The organism is uncultured Streptococcus sp. (genome assembly GCF_905372115.1).
Taxonomy (GTDB): Bacteria; Bacillota; Bacilli; order Lactobacillales; family Streptococcaceae; genus Streptococcus.
Genome location: NZ_CAJPNR010000001.1, coordinates 1 through 12,345, shown reverse-complemented (window position 1 = coordinate 12,345; position 12,345 = coordinate 1). Strand labels below are relative to the sequence as shown.

The following is a 12,345-nucleotide window of genomic DNA, read 5'->3' as shown; positions in this document are numbered from 1 at the left end:
ATTGTTTGCTATAGGTAGAAGTTATGACCTTGGAAAAAGAAAAACCAGCGAGAATAAAATCTCATTGGTTTCTTTTCATTCTTTAACTGGTTCTTTCTCCTCCTTCTCCACAACAAACTCTCTAACTAAGCGGTAGATAACTGCAAAGATAGGCGTGAAGAAAATCATGCCGACCAAGCCAAAGAGGTTGCCCCCAATCAGGGCGGCGGCTAGAGTAAAGAGAGTTGGGAGACCGACGGATTGGCCAACCACGCGCGGATAGATAACATTGCCCTCAATCAGCTGCACTCCCTGAAAGACTGCGATAGAGAGAAGGGCTTTCCAAGGGCTATCGGTAAAGATAAAGATAGCTCCCAGAGCACAAGCTGAGAATGGCCCTATGTAGGGAATAAAGGATAGCACTCCAGCCAAAACTCCTGTCAAGGCCGCATAAGGCAGACCTGTCAGAGAGTAGGCGATAAAGACTAAAATCCCAACAATGACGGCCTCAATCATCTGCCCCATCAGGAACTTATCATAGGTCTCAACAATGACAGAACCGACATAGGATAGGCGTTTCACAGCTTTCTCAGGAAGCAGGACCTGCAGGAGACGGCTAGTGATTGTCTGCAAATGCTCCTTGCTGCTCAAGAAGGCAAACATGAGAAAAATAGACATGATGACAGAAAAGAAATTGCCAAAGATAGCAGAGATATTGCCCGTTAGGCTGCCCAGAAGAGAGATGGCTCGGTTGACAATGTCACTGTTTTGCAGTTGCTTGGTCAAATCTTTCAGCTGGCTAGAGGAAAGCAAACCAGACTGCTGCAGCCACTTGGCTACCTGAGGCGCTACCTTGCCGATTGTTTCGCTCAGCTGATTGACCGCTGTAGTCAGAGTCGGCACGACAATAGAAACAATCCCTGTCATAATGAGAGCTAAAATCAGCACCTCTAAAACCAAGGCCAAACCGCGCTGCAACTTCTGAGGGACTCTGCATTTGTCCAAGAAATCTTCCAGCTTTTTCATGGGCACATTAAAGATAAAGGCTAGGACTCCACCCAGTATAATAGGCGAAAAAACCGAAGTCAGGCTCTGCAGGCCAGACCAGATATTCCCGATATAGAGAACCAGAGCCAGAGCAAGCGCCGCAAAGATGATTAGTTTATAAGATTCATTTATTTTTTTCATAAGGCTTCCTTTTAAGGTTTTGTCATTTCCTTATTTTATCATAATTTTCGAGGGCTTTCGAGCAGGAGGAAGCAGAGCGACACATAGGTCAGTCAGCTTTGTCATCGCTCTTGAATTTGGGTACATCTTGAAGATAAAAAATCCCCGATATGATAGCTAGAACGCCAGCCAAGTTCCCCAAAAATGGAATGATTCCTGCAAGAAAGGCGAAAAAGAGAAGCTTATGGCTCATCTTATTGACTCTTGGCTCTTCACTATAATGAGCCATTCCAGCTAGGGAAAGACAAAGAAGCAGCAAGCTGATCAGTATGATCAGGACGCCCCAGTCAGACTTTTCGACCATTTTGGGAACTAAAGCAACTATTTCCCAGTGCCATCTCTGAGAAGAAGCGTAAAGGATTAGAATGCCCCCCCAAGATACCAGCTATCCCATTTACCAATAACAATTTCTTTGACTTCATAGCAATCTCATTCTTTCTTTTTTAAACATAGTATACCTAGTCACTTTCTAATCTGTCAACCTTTATAAAAGAATGATTGTCACATCCGATAAATCCGTTTTCATTCAAATTATCTTATGATAAAATAAGCTTATGCACAAGAAAACGATTATTGATTTTAAGCAGTTGGGCCAACGCCTGATTTTTTCGAATCCCATCAAGGAGCTAAAGACTCGCCGTCTTGACCAGGTAGAGGCGCTTTTAACAGAGATTGAGGGCTGGCAGGTGAAAGGATACTACGCTGTCGGATATGTCAGCTATGAAGCAGCTCCAGCCTTTGAGGAAAAGTTCCAAGTTCATTCCTCTCCGCTCCAGAAAGAATACCTCCTCTACTTTACCATCCACGATAAGGCCGAGGAGGCTGCCATTCCCTTGACCTATGAGGAAGTGGAAATGCCAGCGGCTTGGCAGGGGCTGACTTCTGAGCAAGAGTACCAGAAGGCTATTGAGACCATTCATCATCATATCCGCCAGGGCGATACTTATCAGGTCAACTACACGGTACAGCTGTGCGCGGAGCTCAATCCTGAGGACAGCTTGGCTATTTACAATAGGCTGGTCGTCGAGCAAAATGCTGCCTACAATGCCTATGTGGAGCATGATGAGACCGCCATCTTGTCCATCAGTCCTGAGCTCTTTTTCGAGGAGCACCGAGGTGAGCTGACCACTCGTCCTATGAAAGGAACTACCAATCGGGGACTGACCTTAGAGCAGGATAGAGAGCAGGCTGCATGGCTGGCCCAGGATGCCAAAAACCGATCAGAAAATATGATGATTGTCGATTTGCTCCGCAATGACATGAATCGCATTTCTCAGACAGGCAGCGAGCGGGTTGAGCATCTCTGCAGCGTCGAGCAATACTCTACAGTCTGGCAGATGACCTCTACTATCAAAAGCCAGCTGCATGAGGGAATTGGGCTAGCAGAGCTTTTCAAGGCGCTCTTTCCTTGCGGATCCATTACAGGTGCACCTAAGATTTCGACCATGGCTATCATCAAGGCGACAGAAAAAGTTGCTCGCGGGGTCTACTGCGGTACAGTCGGCATCTGCCTGCCAGACCAGAGACGGATTTTCAACGTTGCCATCCGCACCATCCAGCTGGAGGGAAGAAAAGCCATTTATGGCGTTGGCGGCGGCATCACTTGGGACAGCACGTGGAAATCTGAATACATCGAAACCCAGCAAAAATCTGCCGTCCTCTATCGGAAAAATCCGCGATTCTACCTGATTTCTACAGGAAAAGTGACGGACGGAAAGCTGACCTTGCAAGACAAACACCTGCAAAGACTGACAGAAGCAGCTGGCTACTTTGCCTATCCTTTTGACCAAGACAAACTGAAGCAAGAGCTAGAAGAAACCTGCGCTCAGCTGGATAAAGGGCAGGATTACAGGCTGCGTATAGCTCTTAAAAAAGACGGCGGTATTGAGCTGGAAGCGGCTCCTCTGCTGCCGCTGACGGCGACTTTCAGAAAGGCAAAACTGGTCAAGCAAACAGCCAATCTAGCCCAGCCTTTCACCTATTTCAAGACCAGCCATCGGCCACATCTGACCTTGGAGCAGCAAGAACAGATTTACTACAATGCCCAAGGCCAGCTGCTGGAAACTTCTATCGGAAATCTGCTGCTGAAGCTAGACGGCAAGCTCTACACGCCTCCAGCTGAACTAGGCCTGCTCAAGGGTATCTACCGCCAGCAGCTACTGGATAAGGGTCAGGCTACTGAGAAAGTTTTAACGTTAGCTGACCTGGCTCAAGCAGAGAAAATCTACGCCTGCAATGCAGTCAGGGGACTGTACGAGCTGGAGATTGATAAAGGAGAGCTCTGACATGAAAGTTATCTTTCTGCACGGACTAGGGCAAGATGAGCGTTCTTGGAAAGAAGTTCAAGAAGCCCTAGCCGATGTCCCAACGGAGTCGCTGGCTCTTTTTCCGAAGGGCAATGAAAGTTACCAAGACATTCGACAAGCAACCCTCCAGCACCTTCAAGCTGAAGAACAGCCTTTTATCTTAGTCGGTTTGTCACTCGGTGGCTTGCTGGCACTGGACCTAGCTGACCAAGCTCTTACTCATCTGAAGGGTTTGATTTTATCCGGGACTCAATACAATTTAGCAGATAATTTTCTCTACAGACTGAAGATTCTCGTCTTTAAACTGATGCCCAAAAGCGTCTTCACCAAGCAAGGGGCGGATAAAGGCCAGATGCTGCGGATTTTGACCGAACTGCGTAAGGTAAATCTTACTGATAAGGTAAAGAAAATCAAGCTCCCCAGCCTGCTGGTTTGCGGAAACAAAGACAAGCCCAATCTAAAAGCTGCCTATGAACTTAACAAGCTGCTAAAAGATTCTCAACTTCGCATTATAGAAAAGGGCGGCCATTCTCTGAATAGCCAAGCGCCAGAAACATTTGCTCAAATAATTGAGAAATTCCTACATGAATTCTGACCCTTTTACAAGACAAACCAAAAACTTTAGAAATATTTGAGAAATTCTTTATAAATATTTGAAGGTTTGGCGATATACTAATTAATAGGAAGAGGAGTTTTCTCTCCTAACATCATGAAAAGGAGAATTGATCATGGAAAATGTTTTGGTTTTACAGCAAGTCAGCAAAAAATTCGGCCGGCAGTACGCTCTGACCGATGTGAGTCTGACGATAAAAAAAGGAGATATTTACGGTTTAATTGGCAAGAACGGGGCCGGTAAGACCACTCTGATCAAGGTCATTACCCAGCTCTTGGAAGCAAGCAGTGGCAATGTCTCCCTCTTTGGCTCTCAGAACTATCAAGAATGGACGCAGAGCCTCAAACGGGTCGGATCGGTCATCGAAACACCGGTTGCTCACAACCACCTGACAGCCTATGAAAATCTCAGCTACTACTGCAAGCTCCGCCATATTCCCCATGCGGACAAGGTCATCCGTGAAACCTTGGAATACGTGGACTTGACGGATACCGGCAAGAAGAAATTTCGCGACTTCTCACTCGGGATGAAACAACGGCTGGGTCTAGCTATCGCGCTTCTTACCAGACCTGACCTGATGATACTGGACGAACCTATCAATGGCCTGGATCCAGTCGGCATCAAGGAATTCCGCCAGCTGGTACAGCGGCTCAACGAAGAGTTAGGCATGACCTTTATCATCTCCAGCCATATCCTGTCTGAACTCTACTTGGTGGGGACCCGGTTCGGCATTATCGAGGAGGGACGGCTGATTCGCGAGATTTCCAAGGCGGAGTTTGAAGAACAGAGCGAAGACTATATCGTGCTTAAAACGTCACAGTTAGAAGAAGCCAGCCGGCTGATTCACGACCAGCTCATGCATCGCATCAAGGTGGTCAATGCTTCTGACGAGATTCATATCTTCACCCATTCTCATGAGATTAGCAAGATTGTCAAGGAACTTGCGACTGCAGATATACCAGTGCAGGAGATTTACTATGCACGACAAAACCTAGAAAACTTCTTTACAGACTTGGTCAAATGACAAAGGGAGGCTTATCATGATGGATTTCATTAGAGCCGATTTTTACCGGCTCATGCGTTCAAAAGGCTTTTGGATTACTGAGTTTTTATTAGTCTGTGTGATTTTCTCAGCAACCTTCTTCCAAGCAAATATTCATTTTGGAGCAAATATCTCCAGAAATGAGGCTGCTACTCAAGCTCTAGGAAAACTAACCGGCCTTCAAGCTCTGGACTATTTTGCAGGCAATACAGACAGTATGCTCTTTTTCACCATCATTGGTATCGGTATGGTCCTTGGAGTGGACCTATCTCGGAAACTTTATAAAAACTGTCTGAGCTATGGCATCTCTAAGCTCAGCTATTATTTTTCTAAATTCTTTGTCTGCGTTAGTATCGCAGCCTTTCACTTCCTGATGATTTTATCTATCTCCTTTGTGACCGCTAGTCTGTCCAACGGAATTGGAAGTGCCCCCAGCTCTTTTTTGCCTCAGCTGGGAGCTGCTCTCTTCATTCAATTTCTCAGCACGGTTACATGGATTGCCATCATTTCTTTTGTACTCTATGCCAGCCACTCCATCGTATCTATCTTTCTGACCTATTTCCTTGGCGGTACCTTACTGACTATTCCCCTCATCTTTTACCCGGACAATGAATGGCTGATCTATCTGACTCTGCGTTTTAACACAAATATGGCAGCAGATGGCGGGGCTGTTATCAAGGCTATCCTGACAGTGGTAACGGTCACCCTGCTCTTTCTGGGTGGCGGGCTGATAGTTTTCAAAAAGAAAGATTTATAAAAAGCAGGAACAATCTTAAATATTCAGAGGAGATTTCATGTTACATACTATCCAGGCGGAGCTCTACCAGCTTGTCCGCTCTAAGCTTTTTTGGCTAATAGAAGGGCTGCTCTTTTTTCTCATTTTCATCAGCTCTCTTGGTGAAAGCAACTTTAATTTTTATATCTCTACATCTTCTGATCCAGAAGAAATAGTCATCCAAGGTTGGACAGGATTTGAAGCTCTCGGGCAGCTTGCTAAAGACTTCCTGCCCTTTGTCATGATTACTGTCCTTGTGCTCATCATCTCTCTGTTAGGTCGTGACCTGACTAGAAAACTATACAACAATATATTAGCTGGCGGGATTTCTCGGAAAGAATTTTACCTATCCAAAATAGCTGTTCTTATCACAATTATCATCTTGCAAATGGCGGCAGCCTTTGCTATAGCCTTTATCTTTGGGAGCCTCTTCCACGGACTTGGAACTATGCCAAAGAACTTTTTCTGGAGCTTTTCCTTGTCTTTCTTTCGCTCCTTTCTCTTTATTATGACCTGCAGTTCCGTAGTTACCTGTCTTCTCTACCTGACCCGCTCCACCCTAGTCAGCTATCTCGTCTTTTTCGCCCTGATTATGCTTCAGTCTAGCCTCGTCATCGTTTTCCCTCAGATAAATTCTGAACTATTCTTATTCCTTATCCTAGCTGGTTCTATCTTAGGTGGTTACCAAGCCTTTCAGCACAGGGACTTATAAATTTAAGCAGTCAGCCCTTTGGCTGCTTTTTTATTGCTTTTGGATTGCTTCCGCATTTCTTTAGAAATATTTTAGAATTTCTTGAGAAATATTTGAAGTCTAGGCTGTAAACTAAAAGTAAGCACAAAGAAACGGAGTATCACCATGCAAAATATCTTAGAAATTAAACATATTACGAAACAATCCAGCCAGCAAGAGTCCCTTGATCAAGTCAGCCTATCTATCCAAAAAGGCGATATTTATGGACTGATTGGCAAGAAAGGGAGTGAAAAAACTAACCTGATTAAGATGATTTCCCAGCTCATTCATGCCAGCAACGGAACCACTGTCCTCTTTTCCTCTGCTGACAATCAGAAGGAATGGAAGAAGGCGCTCAAGCAAAGCGGAGCTATCATCGAAACACCGATTACCCACGAGCATCTGACGGCCTTTGATAATCTGCTCTATTATTGCATTGATCGAAAGGTTGCCAATCCTGATAGGGTTATCCAAGAATGCCTAACTTACACCGGTCTGACCAAGACTGGCAAGAAAACATTCAGTGAATTTTCCCTAGGTATGAAGCAGCGGCTAGGCATCGCTATCGCCCTTATTGATAAGCCAGACCTGCTGATATTGGATGAGCCTTTTAATAATCTGGGACCTATTGATATCAAGGAATTCCACCTCATGATCCAACGAATCAGCCAAGAACTAGGAACGCCCCTTATCATTTCCAGTCACATCCTATCTAAACTTTCCTTGGTCGCCACCAAATTTGGCATTCTGGAACAAGGCAAGCTTGTAACAGAATTTAGCAAAGAAGAATTCGACCCTCAACTTATACCAGAACAGCTTAACTAGCTACAGGTCTAGCAATGACTATTCTTCACTAAGCATTGCTGAAACCTTTGTCGCTTTTGAGAACTCGACATCTTTTAATATAAAAAATAATCACCCCCAGCAGCCAGTCAGCCGATTGGTTGTTCTGCATTTCTTTAGAAATATTTTAGAATTTCTTGAGAAATATTTGAAATCTAGCTTGTATACTAAAATCAAACCTAAGAAAGCGAGAATATACCATGCAAACTGTTTTAGAAGTAAAGCAAGTTACCAAACAATATGGCCAGCAATATGCCCTTGACCATGTGAGTCTTTCAATCCAGAAAGGTGATATTTATGGACTGATTGGCAAGAACGGAGCTGGCAAAACCACTCTTCTCAAGACCATTAGCCGGCTCATTCATGCCAACAGCGGAACCGTGTCTGTCTTTGGTTCGCAGAACTCTAAGGAATGGAACGAAGCCTTGCGCAAGATAGGAACTGTCATCGAAACACCAGTCGCTTACAATCAAATGACTGCTTATCAAAACCTCAACTACTACTGCAAGGTCCACCAGATTGCCCAGCCCGACCAGCTCATCAAGGAAACCCTGGCCTATGTCGGATTGAGCAATACTGGTAAAAAGAAATTCCGCAACTTTTCGCTAGGAATGAAGCAGCGCTTGGGGATCGCTATTGCACTTATCAGCAAGCCTGAACTCATGATTTTAGACGAGCCCATCAACGGCCTCGATCCTCTTGGCATCAAGGAATTTCGACTGATGATTCAGCGACTCAATCAAGAGTTGGGGATTACTTTTATTATTTCCAGCCACATCTTGTCTGAGCTTTATCTGGTAGCCACCAAGTTTGGCGTGATTGACCAAGGACGCCTTGTCGCAGAATTCACCAAAGACGATTTTGACCGAGCCAGCGAAGATTATATCGTCCTCAAAACCAGCGATAGAGATCAGGCTGCCAATCTCATCCAAGGCAAGCTCCACTATCAGCTCAAGGACGCTGATAAATCTGACGAACTGCACATTGTCGCCCAAGAGCAGGAACTAAATGACATCAACAGGGAGTTGGTCCTATCCAACATTCATGTCAATGGTATCTATGCAGCTCACAAAGATTTAGAAAAATACTTTACAGATTTAGTCCAGTAAGGAGAAAAAACCATGTTACATACTTTTCAAGCAGATTTTTACCGTTTCTTTCGTTCCAAGGCTGTTTGGATTACCGAATTCATCTTTCTACTGACGACCTTGAGCGCAGTCTTTGGCAAATTAAATGCTGTCCAGCTTATACAAGCTGTGTCCAACGCTATCGGTAATAATACATTTATCATCATTATCCTCTCTATGGTCGTCATCGGGACAGATCTGAACAAGCAGCTTTACAAGAATACATTAACCAGCGGCGTTTCCCGTACCAGTTTCTTCGTCTCTAAAGCCCTAGTCATGGTCTGCGTAACGTTCCTGCAGCTAGCTCTCTTTTATAGCATCAACTTTATCCTAGCTGCCATCCTAAACGGTATTGGTGATTTATCCGCTACCTTCCTGCTTCAGTTTATTCTTCTATTCTTTGTGCAGTGCCTGACTGTTATTGCTTGGACAGCCGTTATTTCCTTTATTCTTTATCTGAGCAAATCTATGATTGCTGCTCTGGGAGGTTACCTTTTCTGCGCATCTTTAACCGGAGCTCTGGCTCAATTTTATCCCAAATCTCTATGGCTGCAGCATTTCACCATGAGCTTTGATTTTGAGACTCTCCAAAGCAACGGTGTAACCTTAAGAATTGTTCTAATCGCCTTGGTTTTAGGAACAGTCTTCACCGCAGCAAGTCTTTATACTTTCCACAAAAAGGATTTATAGTAAACAATGAGCCGGTTCTTGACTGGCTCATTTTAATCTTTCCAATTTTAAATTTCTTTAGAAATATTTTAGAATTTCTTGAGAAATATTTGAAATTTAGTTTGTATACTAAAAGTATAAACAAAGTAACTAAAGGAGAAACATCATGCAAAATGTTTTAGAAGTGAAAGGACTCACTAAAAAATACGGTGATCAATATGCTCTGAAAGATGTCAGTCTTTCCATCAAGAAAGGAGAGATCTACGGTCTCATCGGAAAAAACGGTGCTGGTAAGACCACACTGATCAAAATCATCACGCAAGTCATCTATCCTAGCGGAGGGTCCGTGTCTGTTCTGGGCTCTCAGAACCAACAAGAATGGACAAAAGCCCTCAGCCATACTGGATCTGTTATCGAGACCCCTGTAGCTCATGCCCACATGTCGGCCTATGAAAATCTGCGCTACTACTGTACCGATCGGGGCATTCCAAATGCTGACAAAGTCATCAAAGAAACCCTGCAATATGTCGGCCTGACCGATACTGGAAAGAAGAAATTCCGTAATTTCTCTCTGGGGATGAAACAGCGGTTGGGCATTGCCATTGCCATTTTGGGGCGTCCCGACTTGCTCATCCTGGACGAGCCCATTAATGGTTTAGATCCAGTTGGGATTCAGGAATTTAGAGAAATGGTCAAGCGCCTCAATCAAGAATTAGGCATCACCATCATCATTTCCAGCCATATCCTGTCCGAGCTTTATCTAGTCGCAACTCGCTTTGGCTTTATCAATCAAGGGCATTTCATCAAGGAGCTGTCTAAGGAAGAATTTAACCGAGAAAGCGGCGACTATATCATCCTAAAAACGGATAATCTCAAGCAAGCTGCTCATTTAGTGCAAGACAAGCTAGGCTACCAGCTCAGACCAACCAACAAGGAAGATGAGCTGCATATTTCCGGCCAAGTACAAGAAATTCGCAAGATTGCCAAGGAACTAGTCCTAGCCGACATCCCAATCGGGGAAATCTACTACGCCCACAAAGACTTAGAAAAATACTTTACAGACTTAATCAACCAACAAGGAGGAAACACTCATGTTTAATAGTATCAAGGCGGATTACTACCGTCTCTTCCGCTCCGTAGGATTCTGGGGAGTGCAGGCTTTCTGCATCTTTGGAATTCTCCTCGGCATTTTCACTTCCAAAGTTGTCAGTTCCGACAACGGTATCTTTTTTGCCATAGATGTCGTCTCCTACAACAGCGGCATGCTCTTTATTGCCTGCAATGTCATGACTAGCTTGCTTCTCGGTGTTGATCTCAATGACAAACTTTATCACAATAACCTGACTACAGGCAAGACTCGGACCCAGTATTACTTCTCTAAATCACTGACTATCGGTAGCTTACTTCCTATGCAGTTCATACTACTCTACATTTTTGGTATTGTCATCGAATTTGTCCGAACCGGTGGTAATATGGGAACCCTGCCAGATAATTTCTGGGGACAATTCGCAATACTCTTTGTCATGCAGGTCATCTGTACCTATGCTTGGTACTGCATTACCAGCTTTGTCCTCTACTTGACTCGAAACTATAGTGTCGTCTTTATCACCTATATCATGACCTACATCTTACTCGGCCTCCCTAGTCAAATGGTTGATGCCAATAATGAATGGTTCAAGGCTATCAAGATGGAGTTCGTCTACGGAGACGCTTCAATACCAAGTGTCATCATCAAAACAGCTATCTTTGCTCTCAGTCTGATCACGGTCTTTAGCTTAGCAGGACTGGCTACACTGAAAAAGAGAGATTTGTAAAATAAAAACTCAGCTAATCACTAAATTAGCTGAGTTTTTTTGAGCGGATTTCACTCCTTCTGGTCTAGAACCGCTTTATCGGCTTTCTTTCACTGCTTCCAATCTTGCTTTTTCAAGAACAGACTGATGCAGACTCCTAGGATAAGGTAGAAAGTGACAAAGGTAAGACTGGCTGCCAGACTGGTCGGATATGGAAAGATCTTGCCCAGAGGAAAAAGAACATTAGATAGAAATCCGAGGGGAACAAAGAACAAGAATAAAATCAAGGCTAGCTTAACCTGAAAAGAAGGTCTTACCTCGGATAGATTGCGGCCCGTTCCCCACACCAACAGCCCTACTCCCTGGACAATCAGCACCGGCGTTAGCAAGACACTGATCTTGAGAAAATCAGCTAGGATAATGGAGAGGATGATGCCCAGACCGACAAAGCCAAGAGAGAGCTGATAGCAAATATTGCTGGCTATTCTCCTGTACTTGATTGACTGCTCTTCCTCTTTCTGGACTACAGGCTCAATTCCCTTGAGCAGATAGTCTGTGGTCACCTCAAAATAGTCACTCATGGAAATGATCTTATCTAAATCAGGCATACTCTGTTCACTCTCCCACTTGGAAACGGCCTGTCTGGACACACCGAGTTGGTCGGCTAGCCCCTCCTGAGAAATGCCCCGCGCTTTTCGCAGGTACTGGATTCTGTCTGATAGATTCATGGATTGTTTTACCTAATCTTTCTTATTTTTTATACTTTCTTTCATTGAAACTTATTATAGCACAAGGTGGAGAGATTGCAAAGTCTGATTGTCACCTCTTCATAAAATGCTAGACTTCTTCTTTAGATGGAAGAGCTTTTTCCTCCCTATCCGTCCGATACCAGAGATAGATACTATAAAGTGTCAGGAGAATCACACCTCCAAAGTAAAAGAAGGGATTAACTTGAGAAAAATCCAAATTGTTAGCTTGAGCTATTCCAACAAAAGTCGGGATGAGAGTGTTGGAGAGTGCATGAAAGATGTTACAAGCAAGGACAGACTGGGTCTTCTTATACAGAGCTGCAAGCCAAAAAGATAGAAGGATACTGAAAATGATAAAAACGGAGAACAGATCCTTGCTTCGATCATAAAAGCGATCGTAAAACCAGAGAGGGATATGCCAGATGGCCCAAATAATACCGGTTATCGAGGAGGCGATAAACATAGAGAACTTCTTTTCCAAAGCCGGCTGCA

12 protein-coding genes and 2 pseudogenes are annotated in these 12,345 nt (G+C 44.2%); 10 read left to right on the top strand and 4 right to left on the bottom strand.

Going from position 1 to position 12,345, the window contains the following annotated elements; all coding sequences use genetic code 11:
• Positions 1-75: 75 nt before the first annotated feature.
• Positions 76-1,167 (bottom strand): AI-2E family transporter, encoded by a 1,092-nt coding sequence (locus QZ169_RS00070; RefSeq protein WP_295503960.1) that lies wholly within the window; start codon positions 1,165-1,167, stop codon positions 76-78.
• Positions 1,168-1,255: 88 nt separating this feature from the next.
• Positions 1,256-1,628: pseudogene (locus QZ169_RS00065) on the bottom strand (insulin activator factor).
• Positions 1,629-1,760: 132 nt separating this feature from the next.
• On the opposite strand from QZ169_RS00065, the gene pabB reads away from it, so the two are divergent.
• The 10 genes and pseudogenes from pabB (at position 1,761) to QZ169_RS00015 (ending at position 11,125) form a co-directional block, all read left to right on the top strand.
• A complete protein-coding gene (gene pabB, locus QZ169_RS00060) occupies positions 1,761-3,491 on the top strand; it encodes an aminodeoxychorismate synthase component I (protein ID WP_295503958.1) in 1,731 nt (576 codons plus the stop codon).
• 1 nt (position 3,492) lies between these two features.
• Complete coding sequence (locus tag QZ169_RS00055; RefSeq protein ID WP_295503956.1) at positions 3,493-4,107, top strand: alpha/beta fold hydrolase; 615 nt, start codon at positions 3,493-3,495, stop codon at positions 4,105-4,107.
• Positions 4,108-4,240: 133 nt separating this feature from the next.
• On the top strand, positions 4,241-5,149 hold the full coding sequence (locus QZ169_RS00050; RefSeq protein ID WP_268682019.1) for an ABC transporter ATP-binding protein: 909 nt from the start codon (positions 4,241-4,243) through the stop codon (positions 5,147-5,149).
• A gap of 16 nt (positions 5,150-5,165) precedes the next feature.
• Positions 5,166-5,924, top strand: a complete 759-nt coding sequence (locus QZ169_RS00045) for an ABC transporter permease (RefSeq protein WP_002915960.1) — start codon at positions 5,166-5,168, stop codon at positions 5,922-5,924.
• Positions 5,925-5,961: 37 nt separating this feature from the next.
• Positions 5,962-6,654 (top strand): ABC transporter permease, encoded by a 693-nt coding sequence (locus tag QZ169_RS00040; RefSeq protein ID WP_295503951.1) that lies wholly within the window; start codon positions 5,962-5,964, stop codon positions 6,652-6,654.
• 144 nt (positions 6,655-6,798) lie between these two features.
• A pseudogene (locus tag QZ169_RS00035) lies at positions 6,799-7,467 on the top strand (ATP-binding cassette domain-containing protein); the annotation flags it as partial.
• 248 nt (positions 7,468-7,715) lie between these two features.
• Positions 7,716-8,624, top strand: coding sequence for an ATP-binding cassette domain-containing protein (locus tag QZ169_RS00030; RefSeq protein WP_125406020.1), 909 nt, complete (start codon positions 7,716-7,718; stop codon positions 8,622-8,624).
• Between the two features lie 12 nt (positions 8,625-8,636).
• Positions 8,637-9,332, top strand: coding sequence for an ABC transporter permease (locus tag QZ169_RS00025; RefSeq protein ID WP_295503946.1), 696 nt, complete (start codon positions 8,637-8,639; stop codon positions 9,330-9,332).
• 145 nt (positions 9,333-9,477) lie between these two features.
• The gene (locus QZ169_RS00020; protein WP_295503944.1) at positions 9,478-10,410 is read left to right on the top strand and encodes an ABC transporter ATP-binding protein; all 933 of its coding nucleotides are present in this window, start codon (positions 9,478-9,480) and stop codon (positions 10,408-10,410) included.
• Entirely contained in the window at positions 10,403-11,125 is a 723-nt protein-coding gene (locus tag QZ169_RS00015; RefSeq protein WP_002910626.1) for a lantibiotic ABC transporter permease, read from the top strand. Before QZ169_RS00020 ends, QZ169_RS00015 begins: the two co-directional genes overlap by 8 nt.
• Before the next feature lie 89 nt (positions 11,126-11,214).
• Here QZ169_RS00015 and QZ169_RS00010 read toward each other — a convergent pair whose 3' ends face one another.
• Both QZ169_RS00010 and QZ169_RS00005 read right to left on the bottom strand, forming a co-directional pair.
• A complete protein-coding gene (locus QZ169_RS00010; protein WP_295503939.1) occupies positions 11,215-11,832 on the bottom strand; it encodes a helix-turn-helix domain-containing protein in 618 nt (205 codons plus the stop codon).
• Positions 11,833-11,941: 109 nt separating this feature from the next.
• On the bottom strand, positions 11,942-12,345 hold a 404-nt coding region (locus QZ169_RS00005; RefSeq protein ID WP_295503937.1), incomplete at its 5' end, for a CPBP family intramembrane glutamic endopeptidase.

Bases quoted from the DNA above. Each gene is read 5' to 3' on its own strand.
- QZ169_RS00055 (WP_295503956.1), top strand. From the start codon at position 3,493: ATGAAAGTTATCTTTCTGCACGGACTAGGGCAAGATGAGCGTTCTTGG.
- QZ169_RS00040 (WP_295503951.1), top strand. From the start codon at position 5,962: ATGTTACATACTATCCAGGCGGAGCTCTACCAGCTTGTCCGCTCTAAG.
- QZ169_RS00030 (WP_125406020.1), top strand. From the start codon at position 7,716: ATGCAAACTGTTTTAGAAGTAAAGCAAGTTACCAAACAATATGGCCAG.
- QZ169_RS00025 (WP_295503946.1), top strand. From the start codon at position 8,637: ATGTTACATACTTTTCAAGCAGATTTTTACCGTTTCTTTCGTTCCAAG.
- QZ169_RS00050 (WP_268682019.1), top strand. From the start codon at position 4,241: ATGGAAAATGTTTTGGTTTTACAGCAAGTCAGCAAAAAATTCGGCCGG.
- QZ169_RS00070 (WP_295503960.1), bottom strand. From the start codon at position 1,167: ATGAAAAAAATAAATGAATCTTATAAACTAATCATCTTTGCGGCGCTT.
- QZ169_RS00045 (WP_002915960.1), top strand. From the start codon at position 5,166: ATGATGGATTTCATTAGAGCCGATTTTTACCGGCTCATGCGTTCAAAA.
- QZ169_RS00020 (WP_295503944.1), top strand. From the start codon at position 9,478: ATGCAAAATGTTTTAGAAGTGAAAGGACTCACTAAAAAATACGGTGAT.
- pabB (WP_295503958.1), top strand. From the start codon at position 1,761: ATGCACAAGAAAACGATTATTGATTTTAAGCAGTTGGGCCAACGCCTG.
- QZ169_RS00010 (WP_295503939.1), bottom strand. From the start codon at position 11,832: ATGAATCTATCAGACAGAATCCAGTACCTGCGAAAAGCGCGGGGCATT.
- QZ169_RS00015 (WP_002910626.1), top strand. From the start codon at position 10,403: ATGTTTAATAGTATCAAGGCGGATTACTACCGTCTCTTCCGCTCCGTA.